A 17,818-nucleotide genomic window follows, 5' to 3' on the forward strand; every position below is an offset into this window, starting at 1 on the left:
CGGCACGGGTACACGCAACAGTGTCGAAATTGTAAGCAATTAACCAATATATTTCAGATTGGCGCGCATCAAGAAAAAATATGACTGATCTTCGCCCCTTGTTGACATACAATCTTTCGAATGGCTTTCATCTAACGTGGATCACGACTAACTGACCCGCCGATGGATCTCGACTTCAACGACGCTTTTAATGCCGTCAAGTTCGCCGTTTATGCCACCGACGGCCGACACTCCGTGCAGGCCGCTGCCGCGCCCCCGCGGCCCGCGCGCACCGGTCACGTCGTTTGTAACGCTGCATTGCCCGCGCCAGCAAGCCGAACCACGTATGATGATCTGCCGCCGGAGGTGATCCAGCAAATCGCGTCGTACCTGTCGTGTGACGATATCGCACAGCTTTCCGCGCTGAACCAACGCTCCTATGGGATCCTGCGCGAACGACGACTGGCATGGCGCAACTGCCGACGGGCCGAAACGATCGTGGACCTCGCGTCGCTGCAACAGTTGCTCGACGATACGCAGGACCTCCAGTTCGAGCCCCGCCTGCGCACCGACCCCGTCGTGGCGCTCTGGTACCGGCTGCCATGGCTGCCGGCCGCCGAACGACCGGAGGCCTTCAAACGCCTATTCCGCGCGGCAGACGGAATCCCCCGACATGGCCATGTCATCCAACAACCGATGATCGTATCGATTGCCCAATACGCACCGCAACAGCGCGTGGAATTATTCGACTTCATGCAGGCGATTGCCGAGCAACATCGGAACGGCCATCAGAACCTGTGGGCGTCGCTTGCCTCGACGCTGTCATGCCTGCCATTGGGGCCGTCGCAATTCGCGGCGCGGTATCAGGCGCTGTTGGGCCGCCTACCCTCGCTTGACCAGACGCAACAAGCCGAACTCATCGCCGTGTTGGCGACGCAACTATCTGTATTGCGCGACAGCAGCCACGGCGCGGCCCTCGACGTGTCGATGGAATACCGGAATATTGCAGGACTGGACACGGCGCCTGCCGCCCTCGCTTCAAGGTGCGCCAGTCGGCGCATTAGCCGCGGCTGTGAGCGGACTGCCCGATGCACAACGCCCGTTTCGCTACGCAGACATGCAGCAGCTGGCGTTGGGGCTGCCATCCGAACAGCTGATGATCACGCTGCAACAACTGCTGCTGGGGCTGGCCACCTTGCCCGCAGCGCAGCACGCCGACAAACTCTCGATGCTGGAGTCCGCACTGTTGCGCACGCCCCCTCCGGTGCGCATACAAGCAGTCCACCGGCTGATCGAAACCACGCCTCGGTTGCACGACACGCTGTCGCGGCAGATTTGGCAGCGTGCGCTGCGTTTGCTCGATGGCAGTGACACAAACGGCGTCGATGCGCTGGAAGTGCTGGATGCGGCCCGGCGCGATGGCGTGATTAACATGCTGGGCAAAGGACAACGGCAAAATGCCGTGAGAGAAACAATAGCCTTTGTCCAACGCAACCACCTCACCAAGCAAGCGGGTGCAGCACTACTTGCCTGCTTCATACCGTGACCGCGAAATCCGGTGGTGGCCGGCAACAAAGTGTCCACTTGGAGTGACCCGTCTATCAGCGCCTGCGCCGGTAGCATGTGACGTTGTGTCACCAGGTCACCTCTGTATGGCAGCGTGCGCATTCTCTCGCACGCTGCCCACGCGCACCGTTGGAGGGTTATTTCTCGGGCGAGGCCGGCGGCGTCGGTAGGTCAGGCCAACGCGGTTCTGTCAATTCTGGCTCGACTCGGATTGGCGTCAGCCTTGAACCCCGTCTCCGCACATCGCCATGACCAGACACCGTCGTCTCCGATACGCTGGTCCGCGGCAGATGGAGCACGCCATCGTCCTGCGCGAAAACACTATCGGCCGACTGGCGCCTTCTTGGCTGCCATGTCGGGCCCGTCCGCAAACAATTTTCGGCTTCTTGCAACAGTGCAAAGGTTAACTGGCACGCTCGTTCGAGGCACTCGTCCTCTGACAGACCTTCCCGGAACGGATTGCTTAGCTGGTCGAGCCAACTGCGGTCCAACTGGCGCGGCATCGATATCCAGGTGTCCTCCTGCTGCACAAGCACGCTGTCCGCCAGTGAGTTGCGCGTCGTGTCACCCATCATGTTCAGCTCCAGGCCGCTATCGCGTTCTTGCAACAATATATCGGATCGTGCGATCGTTCGACTTGGCTTCTCCTTGTGTGACAAACCGCCAACGGATGCATCGTCGCGCGACGCATAAAGCCACTGGAGGCCTCCTCGGAGTAGTAACCGCGATACTTCGTCCAGATAAAACAAGTCTCGCCGTGAATCACCCTCTTGAAAGCCGCGATAGCTTTCCACCTGGATTCGATTGGCAAGCGTGGGATGCACATTCAGGCGGCTCAGTTCAGACGAAAACGCCTGCTCCTGAACGTCTGAACCATATGCGATAAACAGCCGAGGCGCGTCAGCTACCGACAACGCTTCGACTAGCGCGCCTGCTGACCATGGCGGTGCCTCGCTGCTTTGGGCGCAGAACGAATCATTGGCGCAACGTCGGATATCGCCAGCGACATCGTACGGCGACTGCCACAGACGATCGAGCTCGGCAGGCAAATGGCGCGTGGCGTCAAGACCAAGATCGGCATCCAAGTGTAGGAGCCATTGCGCGCCCAGCTCCCACGATATCTCGGCAGGCGGCTCCCGATGTTCGGCACGCCCGTCCGGCCCCAAGACCGGCGAGAGCATCGCCATGCCGGCGAACCCGTGAGGCCTCGTTTTCAATAAATCCATTGCATGACCGGCCACACGTGCACCGTGAGTGACAAGGTACACTGGCGAGCCACGCCTCTGATGCGCATCTAGATAGTTATCAATGAAACGCATTGCCATCCTCCCCGCATGAGGGCTGCCCCAAAAATCGCCCAATCCCGATCCGGTAGGATGGACGAAAATCAGATCGGACACGTCGAGCAACGTAGAGACGTTGTCATATCGATCCCAACATTCTCGGCCCGAAAGGTTCCCGACGATAGGACCGACCGTTGCCAGCAACAGATAGCCGGTAGAACGCAGCGGATCCTGTCGAACGCTGTCACCGAACAAGAAGGTGACTGGGCGGGACGAGGGTTCCGCATCGCGCTGGGTGTAGGCCACGTAGACGATCCGGTCGTCGTCGGATGCGCCCTCAATAGGCACCATGCCGACGGTAGCCGCTAAATCCAGTGTTCCGTCACTGACCTGCATTTGAAAATAACTCGTGACAGCTTCCCCGAACAGCCCTGAAGCAGGCTTTTCGGATGACGCCGAAGTCGGCCTTTCGGACAGCACCGAAGCCGAGTTTTCGGAGGACATCGAAGCCGGCTGCTTGGACAGCGCCGAAGTATGAAGGACGGTCACGGTCCGCGTATCAGGCTGGCCGGCAACCATCGCGTCGCCGACACCGGGCTCGCCTCCTCCTCCGCCACACGCATTCATGGACAGCGCAACAGCGATCACCATTGCGCTGGAGGATACTCGACCTGGCTTAATCAACCGGCAAAGACATTTATTTAATTCCATTTTCATGATGGTCACCATTTTAAGTGGTTAAAAGCAGCCCTCCGAAGAACCGGATAATCTTTAAAAAAGACCGACGGCCTTCTATTAAATGTTAGACGCAGAGCAATAGCGCTGCCTCGGCACCGGCGTGCGCGTCAACTCATTTGCTGGCTGAACTGCATGTAATGCAATTGAAAGTATGAGGCGCGAAACGTATCACGCGCGAAGCGCCAAGTAAAGATCAATAAGGAAACAATCGTTGCTTATATAACGATTTGGGCGAAATATATGAACCAATCAAGTCACCCACACCGGTTTTATTGGTATAGTACAAATTGGGTCTTTCTGTTTTGGATTGCTAACTCATCGGACAATATGGATTAATTTTCCGCGACATCACGGTAGCCGGCATGATATGCCTGCTTCGCAGCTCAGTTTTACCCATGTCTTGATAGTCCGGCCGGGCTGAGTCCGGCACATTTTTCCGGGCATCCGGGCATCACCGGTCGATGTTTCCGAAAGCGGATTTCTGTTTGCTTAGGCGCCACACAGCACCCTTTCAACGCCCATCACTTCGCCTTCCCGTCGCTTTCTTCGGCATCCCTGTCGTCGCGCGAGGTGGGATTGCTACGCTTCACGCTGTATTCGCGTTTTTTGATTGCTCGATATCGCAAACACCATCTGGGGGGCGCTTGGATATTCTGCTGTTTGCCTCGGCCTATAACGGCATGGTCCAGCGTGTTCATCGCGAACTCATTGCACTGGAGCATCGCGTCTGCATTGAATTGTCGCCGGACCCGGACACGATGCTGGCTCGCGCTGAACAGGTCAATCCGGATATGATCATCTGTCCATTCCTGAAACATCGCATTCCCGACACGGTATGGCGCGCCTGGCCGTGCTTGGTCGTGCACCCGGGAATCGAGGGCGATCGGGGGCCGTCCGCGTTGGATTGGGCGATTACCCACCGGCAATCCGAGTGGGGCGTTACCCTGCTGCAAGCCAACGCCGAAATGGACGGCGGCGATGTGTGGGGGACGCACCGGTTTGCGATGCGCACGGCCAGCAAAGGCAGCATCTATCGACGTGATGTCATACCCGGCGCGGTGAAGCTCATCCGGCAGGCACTGGTCGATTTCGCGAATCCGCGGTTCCGGCCGCATCCGCAAGACTATTCTCGCCCGTCGGTCAAGGGCCGTCCCCACGTGCTGATGCGACAGGATGCACGCCGCATCGACTGGAGCACCGACGACACCGATACGATCGTCAACCGCATCCATGCGGCTGACGGCTTCCCCGGCGTGCGTGACGAGATCCATGGCCAGCCGGTGTATCTGTTCGGTGCGGTAGCGGATACGGGCATCGCACATGAGGCCACGCCGGGGGCATGGCTGGGCCAGCGGCACGGCGCGGTGTGCCGCGCCACGCGGGACGGTGCCGTATGGATCAAGCAGATGAAGGCGGGGAGCCGCGGTCCAGGCGCCGGCATCAAGCTCCCGGCGATGCTGGCGCTGCGCGCCGCGTTCGGCGACGCAGCCTGGCTAGAGCAGTTACCCGAGATGGACTCGCCTGCTATCGAGGATATCCGCATCCATGTCGAACATCGGGTGGCATACGTCGAATTCGACTTCCACAACGGCGCGATGAGCACCGGCCAATGCACGCGCTTGACTCATGTGCTTGACGCGCTGAGTCGGCGCCACGACGTGCGCGTGATCGTACTAATGGGCGGCAACGATTTTTGGAGCAACGGCATTCATTTGCACTGCATCGAGGCATCGCCGGATCCGGCCGGCGAGTCGTGGCGCAACATCAATGCGATAAACGACTTAGTGCGCACCATCCTGCTGACCGAACGCAAGATCACCATTGCCGCGCTGCGCAACAACGCCGGCGCCGGCGGCGCCATCATGCCACTGGCATGCGACTTCGTGCTGGCCCGCCGCGGCGTCGTGCTCAATCCACACTACCAGACAATGGGCTTATACGGCTCCGAGTACTGGACTTACCTATTGCCGCGTCGCACCGGCGCCGCACGAGCGAAGGCCCTAGTCGACGCATGCTTGCCGGTAGTGGCGGACGAAGCGCTAGGCATGAACCTCGTCGACCACGTGCTGCCAGAGGATTGGACTGAATATCACGCTTTGCTGTCACGCCATTGCCAGACGATCGCGCAGGACGAACGGTTCTCGACGTATCTGAACATCAAGGCGCGCGTGCGAAGCATGGACGAACGGCGCAAGCCGCTGCAAGCCTATCGGGACGAAGAATTGCAGCGGATGAAGGCAGCCTTCGATGATCCGGATGCCAGCTACCACGCACTACGCTACCAATTCGTTCACAAAATCCCGTGTGCGGCAACGCCGCTACACCTGCTTGGCGACGTCGGCGTGCGGCAGTCGCACAATACGCAGCACCGACGGGAGCCGTCGCCCGTTCAAGCGTAACAGCCGGCCGGCACGGATTCATCGCCATCGCGACATATTGCGACGGCAATGCCATCGCTGTCGTACGCATACAACAGCCACCACGTCAGAAACACGCTGGTTCCAGCGTTCGCGCCTGGCGCGACGCCGGCGGTGCGCACCCACGGCGCACGCGTTGCCGCGCGCGCGACGGCATACGCGACGCAAGCGACGGCCCGGCCGCAGCAAGCGCACGACAGCGACCGCTGCAGCTGCCCCCACGGACGGCTGTGCTGCGTCGACGCGTGTTGCGCCCTGCCATGCCGCACGTGCGCCAACGTCCCTCCCATGCTGTCTGTCCGGCGCTCGCCGCCGGCGGGGACCGACCGGTTCCGTACTTTCATTCCGTCGTTCCCCAAGCGTCCTCCCCGGTTCATCCACATCTAGCTCAATCATGGGCGCCCACGCCTGGCATAGCCGGGCGCGGGCGGTCCGTGCCGCAACGCTCGCTTTCGTCGCGCTGTCCTTCATCGGCGGCGTCAAGGCGCTCGAGCATGGCGGATTTGGCTGGCAGTACATTGTCCATAACGGCGCGCTGCTGCCATCCCAGGCCGCACTGATCCTGGTGTGTGCTCATGTTACGATGCCCACCGCGGCCGCGCGGCTCGCCACCCGGCTCGGCAACGCAGCGCTGTCGCTGTTCGCCATCCATTTGCCATTGTTTCTCGTCTTCACCAAGCTGGGAAAGTTGCTGGCGATCGGCATGGACCCGCTACAATGCGTGCAGCAGTTCACGGCATGTGTAAACGCGTCACGCGACGTCGTGCCGTCGATGGCGCTTTACCCGGCCTATCTGGTTGGCACTGTGGTGGCAGCAGTGGTGTGCCAGGAGCGGATCGTCGCACCGTTGCGCGACGCATTGCGCACAGCCGGCTGTCGCGCGAACCGCTCCAGCATCGCGCCGCTGGTCCCTCAGGCGGGCAGTCCGGGTAATCCATCTCGCTCGCTTCCCGCCGTCTGCGCGGCAAGCCATGCCAGGTATTTTGCATGCCGAAGCAGTACCTCCAACGTGCGAGCGCGCACAATCAGCGTAGTCGCATTCGGGCTGCGGGTCTTGGATACCGTTTTTTCCGCCAATTGCACCTGCTGCCACCGGGTTTTTTATTGCCCGGCGCCGCCGATTGGTGCTCCGCCGTAGTGTGCAGCGCCTCCAAACCGCGTTGCACAGCGCTTCTTTGTGTGAACGCTGCGTTTTGCACGCACTTTTTCACGCTGTTAGAGACACTGGCGTTTTGTCGGGTGCCGCACAGATCTCGCGAGTACGGACTGGTCTACTAGCTTCGCGCACGGGGAGTGCCGCCGCCGGGATTTGGACGACCCGAGCCGGAAAATGATTGATACCGGAGCATCCGATGAAAAACGAATTAAGACAGATCATCCAGGAAGTCGCTCACCTGGAATTATCCGTTGACCGCCTTTCCGACAGTGACGACCTCTACGAAGCAGGTTTGTCGTCGCTGAACACGATTCAATTGATGCTTGCGATCGAAAAACACTTCAACGTCGAAATTCCCGACCGCATGCTGAATCGCCATCTGTTTCAGAGCATCGATTCACTGGCTGAGGCCGTCTCGCAATTGCAGCGCGACGTGCAATCAGCATGAGCGTTATCCAATCCGCCAACGGTGGTGAGCCGGTGCACGCCATTGCATTGCCCGAACCTGACGCGCACCCGTCGGGCGCCGGCGAGCACGCGTTGGACCAAGCCGCGATCGCGGTGGCGCAGGTCGCGGCGCGTTTCGCCGATGCCGTGGACCGCGAAGCCAGGTTCCCAAGCGAAGCCATCGACGCCATGCGCGAGCATAGGCTGCTCGGCGCGATGGTGCCCGTCGAGTTGGGCGGCATGGGCGCGTCGCTGGAAGCGGTCGCTTCAGCGTGCCGCATTCTCGGCCATGCGTGCTCGTCCGCCGCGATGATCTACGCGATGCATCAGATCGAAGTGATTTGCGTACTGGAACATGCGATGTCGGTGCCATGGCATCGCGGGTTTCTCCGACAGGTTGCCGAGCATGAGTGGCTGCTGGCGTCCGCGACGTCCGAAGATGGCGTGGGCGGCAATTTGCGCAACAGCCGCTGCGCGATCGAACCCGACGGCGACGGTGCGTTCACATTGCACAAGCGCACGCCGACGATCTCCTACGGCGCCTATGCCGACGCCATTCTGACGACCGCCCGGCGCTCGCCGGACGCGCCGGCCGTGGAGCAGGTGCTCGTGACGATTTTGAAAGACGACACGACCCTGACTCGCCGCAGCGGATGGGATACGTTCGGCATGCGGGGCACGTGCAGCGAAGGCTTCGTGCTCGAGTCGCGCGGCCGCCAGGAACAGGTCTTCCCCGTACCGTTCGGCGAGATCGCCGAGCGCACGATGGTGCCGGCCTCCCACATCCTGTGGTCGTCACTGTGGACCGGCATCGCCAGCGACGCGTTTTCCCGCGCGCATCGCTACTTCCGCACACAGGCACAAGACAAGCCGACCGGCGCATCGTCCGCCGGTAGTCGAATCGCCGAAGCGCTCGGCCTGCTGCAAGCCATGCAGGGACGCATCGACAGCGCGCTGCGCGTCCACGCGCGCGCCAGCGCATCAGCCACGCGCTCGTGGTCCGAGACAATGGCAGACGCAGCTCAGATCAACACGCTCAAGACTTACGTGTCCATCACCGCGCTACAGGTCGTGATGCATGCGGTGATGATTTGCGGCATGGCGGCGTACAAGAACGGCACGCCGTTCACGCTGAGCCGGCACATTCGCGATCTCTATTCTGCACCCCTTATGATCAACAATGACCGTATCGATGCCAATACGGCCAGCCTATTGCTGGCGCAACGGCCCGCTTCGCTGGAGAAAGAATAATGGGTGATATTACGCTGCAAAACCCACCGGCGCACGCGGCCGACATCGATGATCGGCACGGCGTGAACGCACTACGCGATGCGCTCGTGGACGCGGGCCTGTTAATCCCGATGGGCGTGCAAGGCCTGTATGGCAGGAGCGAAGTGTTCGAGAACGTGATCGGGGCCATCGATGCATTGGTCACGCGCCTGGGCGCTGATCAGCACGCCGAGGTACTGCGCTTTCCGCCCGCAATGAACCGGACCGATTTTGAGCATAGCGAATACCTGAAGGGATTTCCGCAGCTCGCCGGGACGGTCCATAGCTTCTGCGGCTCGGAGCACGAGCATCAACGTGTGCTGCAATGCCTGGACCGGGGCGAGGATTGGACCGAGTTCCAAAAGCCGACCTACGTGGTCATGACGCCGGCTGCATGCTATCCCGCCTATCCGGTCATCGCGCGGCGCGGCGCGCTGCCACCGCAGGGCAGGACGCTGGATCTGTTCTCGTATTGCTTTCGCCACGAGCCGTCGCTGGACGCAACCCGGATGCAGCTGTTTCGCATGCGCGAGTATGTGCGCCTGGGTACGCCAGATCAGATCCTGGCATTTCGCACCGAGTGGATCGAGCGTGGCAAGCGAATGATGGCGATACTGGCGCTGCCGCACGAAGTAGACTTGGCCAACGACCCATTCTTTGGCCGCGGCGGCCGCATTGCCGCGTCGAGCCAGCGTGAGCAAAACCTGAAATTCGAAATGCTGGTGCCGATCGAGAGCGACACCCGACTCACTGCCTGCCTGAGCTTCAACTACCACATGGACCACTTCGGCCTGCTGTGGGGCATTAAGACGAGCGATGCCGGCGTCGCGCATACCGGTTGTGTAGGTTTCGGCATGGAACGCCTGGCGCTCGGACTGTTCAATCATCATGGATTCGATGTGCAGGCGTGGCCAGAATCGGTACGCAACGCGCTGTGGGGGAGCTAATGAATGACGTCGTCTCGCCCATGGCCACGCCGCACGCACTCACACGGCCAGCGCTGCCGATGACGTTGCCGCGCGACCCGGCTGGCTATCGTCCGCACGCGCTACATGACTCAACCATGGTCTGGAAGCAGACCAATTGCTACGTCGACCTGTGGATTGAGCTGCTGTCACAATGGGGTTTCGAGCCCCATGCCATGCTGCCCTTCACAGTCACGCAAGACTTTGAGGGAGACCAGTTCACCTTTTTCAAGGTGCCGTTGGAAGACTTAGAGCGGCTGTACGGGATTGTCGTGCAAGAGCACGTTATCTTCGAGCCACTGCCGTACCATATTGAGCAGCAGGTCCGACGCGGCAACGTGATGCTGGTCGAGGTGGATGCGTGGCATCTGCCCGACACCCGTGGCATCAGTTATCAACGCGAGCACACGAAGACGACCATCGGCATCGACGCGATCGACTTGCAAGCTGGCGAAATCGGCTATTTCCATAACGCTGGATACTATCGGGCCGCAGGTGACGACTATCGTGGGCTGTTCGACATCAGCTCCAGTACGTCGCTGGCGCCCTACGTCGAATGCGCGAAGCGGCGCTTCGAGCCGTTGCGCGGCCCGGCACTGCACGAAACCGCGCTCTCGCTGCTGACGCGGCACTTCAAACGCCGCCCCACCAGTAGCCCGATCGCCGCGTTTCGGGCTGCGCTTGCCAAAGACGCTGCAGTCATCGCATCGCGCCCGATCTCGTACTTTCATTCGTATTCATTCAACACGTTGCGTCAACTCGGTGCGAACTTCGAGCTACTGGGCCGCTGCCTGCGATGGCTGGACGCACCCGATGCGAACGGTACCGACGGCAACGGGGCCTTTACCGCTTGCGTGGCCGCCTGCAACACGATCGCCTCCGAGGCGATGGTGCTCGAATTCCGGCTCGCCAGGGCTTGCGCGCGACGCAACGAGGACCGTTGCGAAAGTACGCTGGAAACCATCGAGCACGCGTACGGGTCGTTGATTGACGAACTGGGTGTGCGGTTGGGCGACAACGATGCACCGCCACGGCTGTGCCACGACTCGAACACGGCCCGCCCCGACGCCAGGTCCTCGTTGCAATGAATCCGCAGCCTGCCCCGGCCGGGCGCAGCACTGCCGGCCCCGGAACTGTTCATGGGCGCGCGGCTCCGCCTATGTGGCGCTTGTGCACTACCCCGGCCGACGCCGCTACCCGACCAAGCGATCTGCCGCACGTGGATGCATCGCAGTGGATCGACGCGCCCGTGCCTGGGACCGTCGGCCAGGCACTCGCGGCCGCGAACCGGCTCACCCCGCTGGGTACAAGCCGGCTGGGTGAATACGACCACTGGTACCGGCTACCGCTGCGACGCGGCGGCGCCCGCCTGATACGGTTTGACGGGTTGGCGGGCATCGCGCAGGTCTGGCTGAACGACACTTTGCTGCTGCAGTCGACGAACATGTTCGTCTCGCAGCAGGTGTACATCGACCCGCTGCCCGAGGATAGCGCGTTGTATCTATGCTTTCGGTCACTGGCCCGCCACCTCGATACCATGCCCGCGCCCCGCCGCGCCCGCTGGCGCACGCGCCTGGTCGATGCGCCAGCACTGCGGGCGGTACGAATCTCGCTGTTCGGCCATATGCCAGGCTGGTTTCCGCGCATCGAGCCAATCGGCCCGTGGGGCGCCGTGGCCGTCATCAACGCTGACGCCGATACGGCCGCGCAGATCGTGCACCACAAGCTGAGCGCCTCGATCGAAGGCCGCGATGGAATCGTGGAGGCGACCATCACATTTGCCGCACCGGTTTCCGGCCATTTGGACGCGGTCCTGGACTGCGAGGGCCATCATGTACGCCTGCAACGCCACGACCGGTTCACGCTGCGCGCGCGGCTCACCGTGCCAAACGCCAAGCGATGGTGGCCGCACACGCATGGCGAACCAGCGCGCTACGCCGTCTCGCTGCACCTGGGCGACACGACCGTGGCCCTGGGATACGTCGGATTCCGCGCCATCGAGGTCACGCGCGGCCACGACGGCCAGGGCTTCGCGTTGTCCGTCAACGCGCTGCCGATCTTCGTGCGAGGCGCGTGCTGGAGCACCGCCGATCCGCTGGGGTTGCGCGTGTCCGCGCACGACTATCGCACGTGGTTAACGCTGGCCCGGGACGCCGGCTTCAACATGATCCGCGTCGGTGGCACCATGACGTACGAAGACGACGCGTTCTATGCGTCGTGCGACGAGCTGGGCCTGCTGGTCTGGCAAGACTTCATGTTCGCCAATTTCGACTATCCGTGTACCGCTCCTGATTTCGTCACATCGGTAAAGCTGGAAGCCAGCCAGTTTCTCGCGCGTACGGCAGGCAACCCTTCATTGGCCGTGCTATGCGGAGGCAGCGAAATCGCGCAGCAAGCGTCAATGGTCGGCCTGAGTGACGAGCAGCGCGATATGCCGTTGACTGCCAGCTTGCTCGCCGAGCTTGCCGCGACACATCGGGGCGACGTACCGTACGTATCGGACACGCCGTCCGGGCAGGTACTGCCATTTTATCCCCGCACGGGCATCTCGCATTACTACGGGGTCGGCGCCTATCTGCGGCCCTTGGACGATGCGCGCCGCGCAGCGGTCCGCTTCGCCAGCGAATGCCTAGCGTTTGCACACGTTCCCGCCGATGCAACGCTCGCTGCAATCGGCTCGCCGTCGGTGCACGAAATCGCGTGGAAAATGGCCGTGCCGCGCGATCCCGGCGCGCCATGGGATTTCGACGATGTGCGCGATCATTATTTGCGCGAGCTGTATGGGCAAGACCCGGCGCGGCTCAGGGGACAGGATCCGTCACGCTACCTCGAACTATCGCGAGCCGTGCTCGCCGACGTCGTATCCGAGACAATGGTGGAATGGCGCCGCACTGCGTCCAGCTGCACGGGCGCACTACTGTGGCAATTCCAGGACGTGATGCCAGGCGCCGGATGGGGCATCGTGGACGCGTTCCGGCGTCCCAAGTCGACCTGGTATGCACTCAAGCACGTGCTCCAATCGCAGCAAGTGTGCCTGTGTGACGAGGGGTTGAATGGACTGGACGTACACGTGTTCAACGACGGCCCCGCCCCGTTGCGGGGACGGCTGGAATTGGTCGCGTTGCGCGACGCCGTCGTGCCGGTCACACGGGCCCGTTGCGATCTTCATATCGAACCGCACGGTGCACTCCAGGTCAGCGCGGCGCAGTGCCTAGGGCGCTTCTTCGACTTCACCTACGCGTATCGGTTTGGCCCGCGCGAACATGACACGGTCATCGCATCGCTGTACGACCACGAGGAGCGGCTGCTCGCGCAATCGTTCTATTTCCCCGAACGTACCGCGCCGGCCGTCTTCGAACGCGACGATATCGGTTTGAACGCCTCGCTGGAACAGCGTGACGGCCAATGGTGGATCAATGTCGGCACGCGCGCGAGCGCGCGCTATGTGCAGATCACTGCGCCAGGTCTGCTGCCGAAGGACGACTGGTTCCATCTGGCGCCCGGCGCGAACGTGTCTATCCCGCTGCTGCCAGAATCGACACCCTTGCACTCCCCTCTTACGTCATTTTACTTGGGAACCCCGCATCTGGACACGCACGACGGCCCGGGAACGATTGAGATACGCGCCGTCAATTCCAACAAAGTCATTCGCTTGAGGAAACCATCGTGATACCAATTACATTCGATAATTGCGTCGGATGGCTGCACGAAGGACGCTCGTCACGAGGCATCGTGCTGTGCGCCGCCGTCGGCCACGAAGGTCTGTGGACCCACAAGCTGATGCGTGCGCTAGCGCAGCGGCTGGCGCGCGAGGGCATCTGGGCGCTGCGGTTCGACTACCCCTGCTGCGGCGACTCGGCGGGCGACGACCTGGACAGCGGCCGGTTTGACAAAAGCATTGCCAGTATCGGCCGGGCTGTGCACGCACTGCGCGCCCATGCGCAGCTGACCGATGTCACGCTGGTCGGCCTGCGCACCGGTGCCGCCATGGCGTTATTGGCCTGCACGATGGATACATCTGCCGCCCTGCAGGTCGATACACTCGTCGCACTGTCGCCCGTCGTGCGAGGGCGCACCTATATGCGCGAAGTAGCCATGGTCGAGCGTCAATGGCTGGACACGACGCCGCCCGCAGTGCAGCAGGCCCATGCGAAAGAGCCCTGCCTGAGCGTGCTCGGGCATCGCTATCCTGCTGACTTCGTCGCCGCGTTGCGAGCAATTGACCTGTGCGCCACCATCGGGGGCGCGGCTTCGCTACCACGCTCCGTACTGCTCATCGATACCGATCGTGGTGACAGTGCCGTGCTGCAAACGGCGTTGCAGGCGCGTGGCGTCCAGACCACCGTGCAGCCGTTTCCCGAGTCCGCCACGACATTGGTCGAAAGCATCCGCTCCCGACTGCCGCTCGCCACCATCGAAGCGAGCGTCGCATGGATCGCCACGCGGCAAATGCAGGATGCCCCCGTGGCGCAACCTATGCCAGAACCGGCCGCTTCGTTGCGTACGACGGGTGCGCACCTGGTGCTGCCCGACGCCACCGAGAGCACCGTACAGATCGGCGCCGCACCGCTGATCGGAACGCTGTGTCGGCCGGCCACCCCGATGCCGGGCCGCTCGGGCATGCCGGCGTTGCTGTTCGTCACGACCGCCTCCAATCCTCGCAGTGCCGATGCACGACTCGCGGTGCGTGTCGCGCGGCAACTCGCAGCCCACGGCATCGCCTCGTTGCGCGTGGACGTGAGCGGCGTCGGCGACAGTGGCGCCTGCGTGCTGGACGACCAATCCGTCGTCCCATACTCTGACCAAGCCGTAACGGACGTGGTTGCGGCCGCGGACTGGCTCGTGGAACAGGGATACCGCGATGTCGTGGCGCTCGGTATCTGCTCGGGTGCGTATGCGTCGCTTCAGGCTGCATCGCGTTCGGCGGCCGTCACCGGGATGATCGTGATCAACTTGCCCCGGTTCATCTGGCCGGCCGGCTTAACGCTCGCAGACGCGATTGCTCAGCAGACCAATTCGGCACGCGGCTACCTCGCGTCAGCACGCAACCCGCAGAAGTGGAAAAGCCTATTGCGACGCCGGCGTGACCTGCGCCCCGTTGTCAAGGCGCTCGTACGGCTGACGGCCGCCAAGCTACGCGTGCCAGCAATGCGGCTGCTCGAACGGGCAGGTTGGCGCCCGCCGGCTCACTCCGAGCGCGGGGTGATGCACGCGTTGGCGCGCCGTGGAGTGAAGGCACTATTGGTCTATGGCGAGTTCGACCCGGGACTGGACGAACTGTCCCGTCACTTCGGGCCTGTTCACCGGGCATTTCGCAGGCAACGGCAGATCGACGTGCAAACCATCGCGCAACTCGATCACTCGGTGTATGGTACACAAGGCGCCGATGCGATCATTCAACTATGCATACACACGTTGATGCACTGGAGCGCCGAACCTTGCGGCATGAGCGGCTTGCATAGACCAGCGCCCGCTACCACCTCCCGTTCGGCGACTGCCTCAATGCATGTCCAATAGTTCGCGCAGTGGATCGGCACGAAGCAGCGCATATTGCTGGCTGCTTTCGCCTGATTCCAGCGAGTATCGGAGCATGCCAGCCATGGCACGGAAGTTCGTACAGAAGATTTTGGATAACCGCAGGGAAAGTGCTTGGCATTACATATGCCTAAGCCAGTAGTCGCGCGCGCTTCAAGCTCCTCCAGGCTGTCGAGATTGCCTCTTCATTGTCGCCCTCCGCGAGCAGGGCGTTTGCCTCGTGCCACGAATGAAGTACTCTGGCGGGTGTTGATTATGGGAATCTAACAACTCGGGTGGTATCCCAGTCCTTCGAGCGTCGTCTCTCCCATGCTGTCGTAAAGTAAACGCAGCGCGCGATAAATTTGCCGTGTCCATTTATAGCAAGTTAATTAGCTGCGTAGCATTATTTCAAGATTCAATACGTCGCATCCCTGCGGCATCCCACCGCTCCGCATTTCCGTATCAATGAACGGCAGCAGGATGCTTGTTTCAAACGCCTGTTAGATGCCGAGGTGTCCACATACAAGCCCCAGTCCGCGCTCTGCCGTTCATTTACCTCATTCAAACGGTTCCTGCGCTTGTCCATTCATCACATCGTGATTTAAGCAACCGTATAATTTTTCTTCAGCTATTGCGGTGCGATTTAGAGAAGATTAATATGCGCTCCTGGCGTCGTAAAACGTTTGTGGTGCAACGCAATTCGAGCCAGCACATTATTCTGTCCAGGCTGCAATTAATACCTACTCGCTGCGGTTAATCCATTGGATACAGTCAAAAATTCCGTCCAATGGTGGGAGAAGAATTGTTTTCCAGCCGCCGAGGAAAATTGGCATATTTAACCGGATTTTTTGCGAGCCAAGTCATTTTTACAGAACCGGGGTTGTTAGTCAGGAGCCGAAAATGTTGAGTCCACACGAATTCGCGACCCTCATGCTCATCAAGCACTCGCCAGACCAGATCGATCTGAGTCGCGCCGAACTTGGCACGCTGCTCGAGCGCCAACTCGTCGTATTACACGATCAGGCCTCCGGCGGCCGTTCGCCGCAGCTGACGCGAGTTGGCCAGTCGATCCTCGACGCATGCTCGCGTGTGCGATTTTCCGCGTAGTTCCGCCGGCCAAGCCATCCGAGCCCGCGTCCGCCTCTAACGTCCAACAAGCCTAGTCATGAGTCTCGTGATCACGGAACAACTTGCCGCTGCGCAAAAATCCGGTATCAATACGCTGTTCGGGTTAGCCGGCAAAGTTTTCGATGGTGTCGAAAAGGTGACGGAGTTGAACTCGCAGGCTTGGCGTACGACACTGCAACAGATTCAACAAGCTACGCGGCAGGCGTGGTCCGTCACCGGCGTGCGCGAATGGGTCACTCCCTCATCGGCACGCCAGGCAGCGCCCCCGTCCAAGCGGGCAGCGGCGCGCCTAGACGGCGGCGAGCGCAGTCGCATTAAGGATTCGAATGTTCCTGCCCTGCGTGTCGACCAGCCCTGCCCGGCTGAAGCCGGACAATATCCGGCTCACGGTTTCGAGTTTCAAACCCAGATAACTGCCCATCTCCGCCCGAGTCATCCTCAATTGAAACTCGTTCGGCGAATAACCCCGCACGGCGAAGCGCTTCGATAGGTTCAGCAAGAACGCCGCCACGCGTTCCGCGGCGTTCATCGTGCCCAGCCATACGTTAAGCCCGGATTCGCGCACGATCTCTCCACTGAGCATCCGGTGCAGATGCCGCTGCATCGCCGGCTGCCGATGACAGAACGCCTCGAGCCGAGCAAACGACACCGTACACACCAGGCTGTCTTCGAGCGCAACGGCATCCCAACGATGGCGGTCCGAACACACACCATCGAGGCCTAGCGCATCGCCCGGCAAGTAAAAGCCGGTAACCTGCTCGCGACCATCGCGCAGCACCATGACCGTCTTGAACGAGCCGGTCTTGATGGCAAAGATATTGCGAAATGGATCATCGCAACGATACAGCACGTCGCCACGGCGCACCAGACGCTTCATGCTGGCGACCTGATGAAACTGCTCGATGTCGTCGCTCGATAATTCCGGCGGCAAGCACAGGTTGCGCAATGCACAGCCCGAGCAGCGCGACACGTCGCGCCGCATCGATTCGCCGCTGTTGACCGCGACATGCTCGTCGACGTGATGCACGCTGTGACAGTTCGCCACATTTGCGCGATGTGCAGCATCGGCAGGCGGCCCGGCATGGTATTCGGCTATAGAGAGCATCATGGCGCAAATTATACCGATGCCGGCGGCATGAATCGCGCCCTACGCCGTGGATGCGACCGCGTGACGCATACGGTTGCCGCCCGTCGCGGCGAAGCTCCCGATGCCACAAAGGAGTGGCGCTCCCGCTACCGAAGCGGCAATTCGACTTCGACGACCTCCGGATCGTCGCTGTGAAGCGCAAACCCACAGTCCCGCGCAAACAACAACATTCGCGAACTCAGCCTTGTCGTTGTCCGAATCAGTTC

General features: G+C 61.3%; 12 protein-coding genes and 1 pseudogene. 11 read left to right on the top strand and 2 right to left on the bottom strand.

What is annotated here, in order from left to right; all coding sequences use genetic code 11:
* Positions 1–1,051 precede the first annotated feature (1,051 nt).
* The gene (locus B0B13_RS01325) at positions 1,052–1,525 is read left to right on the top strand and encodes a hypothetical protein (RefSeq protein WP_139337265.1); all 474 of its coding nucleotides are present in this window, start codon (positions 1,052–1,054) and stop codon (positions 1,523–1,525) included.
* 157 nt (positions 1,526–1,682) lie between these two features.
* Here B0B13_RS01325 and B0B13_RS01330 read toward each other — a convergent pair whose 3' ends face one another.
* Positions 1,683–3,545, bottom strand: a complete 1,863-nt coding sequence (locus B0B13_RS01330; protein ID WP_286137199.1) for an acetoin dehydrogenase E1 component beta-subunit — start codon at positions 3,543–3,545, stop codon at positions 1,683–1,685.
* Between the two features lie 665 nt (positions 3,546–4,210).
* Here B0B13_RS01330 and B0B13_RS01335 point away from each other — a divergent pair.
* The 10 genes and pseudogenes from B0B13_RS01335 to B0B13_RS19670 form a co-directional block, all read left to right on the top strand.
* Positions 4,211–5,965, top strand: a complete 1,755-nt coding sequence (locus B0B13_RS01335) for a hydrogenase maturation protein (protein WP_170872324.1) — start codon at positions 4,211–4,213, stop codon at positions 5,963–5,965.
* A gap of 412 nt (positions 5,966–6,377) precedes the next feature.
* Positions 6,378–7,121, top strand: coding sequence for a hypothetical protein (locus B0B13_RS01345; RefSeq protein ID WP_076793985.1), 744 nt, complete (start codon positions 6,378–6,380; stop codon positions 7,119–7,121).
* Positions 7,122–7,335: 214 nt separating this feature from the next.
* Positions 7,336–7,587, top strand: coding sequence for an acyl carrier protein (locus B0B13_RS01350; RefSeq protein WP_076788423.1), 252 nt, complete (start codon positions 7,336–7,338; stop codon positions 7,585–7,587).
* On the top strand, positions 7,584–8,837 hold the full coding sequence (locus B0B13_RS01355; protein ID WP_139337266.1) for an acyl-CoA dehydrogenase family protein: 1,254 nt from the start codon (positions 7,584–7,586) through the stop codon (positions 8,835–8,837). Before B0B13_RS01350 ends, B0B13_RS01355 begins: the two co-directional genes overlap by 4 nt.
* A complete protein-coding gene (locus tag B0B13_RS01360; protein WP_076793987.1) occupies positions 8,837–9,802 on the top strand; it encodes an amino acid--[acyl-carrier-protein] ligase in 966 nt (321 codons plus the stop codon). The genes B0B13_RS01355 and B0B13_RS01360 overlap by 1 nt, the downstream gene beginning before the upstream one ends.
* Positions 9,803–9,861: 59 nt before the next feature.
* The gene (locus tag B0B13_RS01365) at positions 9,862–10,908 is read left to right on the top strand and encodes a DUF1839 family protein (RefSeq protein ID WP_237573908.1); all 1,047 of its coding nucleotides are present in this window, start codon (positions 9,862–9,864) and stop codon (positions 10,906–10,908) included.
* 71 nt (positions 10,909–10,979) lie between these two features.
* A complete protein-coding gene (locus B0B13_RS01370; RefSeq protein WP_076793990.1) occupies positions 10,980–13,490 on the top strand; it encodes a glycosyl hydrolase 2 galactose-binding domain-containing protein in 2,511 nt (836 codons plus the stop codon).
* Positions 13,487–15,337 (top strand): alpha/beta hydrolase family protein, encoded by a 1,851-nt coding sequence (locus tag B0B13_RS01375; protein WP_076793992.1) that lies wholly within the window; start codon positions 13,487–13,489, stop codon positions 15,335–15,337. Before B0B13_RS01370 ends, B0B13_RS01375 begins: the two co-directional genes overlap by 4 nt.
* Positions 15,338–16,237: 900 nt before the next feature.
* Positions 16,238–16,444 (top strand): hypothetical protein, encoded by a 207-nt coding sequence (locus tag B0B13_RS01380; protein WP_076788431.1) that lies wholly within the window; start codon positions 16,238–16,240, stop codon positions 16,442–16,444.
* A gap of 58 nt (positions 16,445–16,502) precedes the next feature.
* Positions 16,503–16,640 (top strand): annotated as a pseudogene (locus B0B13_RS19670) (phasin family protein); the annotation flags it as partial.
* A gap of 114 nt (positions 16,641–16,754) precedes the next feature.
* Here B0B13_RS19670 and B0B13_RS01390 read toward each other — a convergent pair.
* On the bottom strand, positions 16,755–17,573 hold the full coding sequence (locus B0B13_RS01390) for a helix-turn-helix domain-containing protein (RefSeq protein WP_139337268.1): 819 nt from the start codon (positions 17,571–17,573) through the stop codon (positions 16,755–16,757).
* Positions 17,574–17,818 lie beyond the last annotated feature (245 nt).

The sequence above is a fragment of the Burkholderia sp. b14 genome (genome assembly GCF_900156195.1).
Classification (GTDB): Bacteria; Pseudomonadota; Gammaproteobacteria; order Burkholderiales; family Burkholderiaceae; genus Mycetohabitans.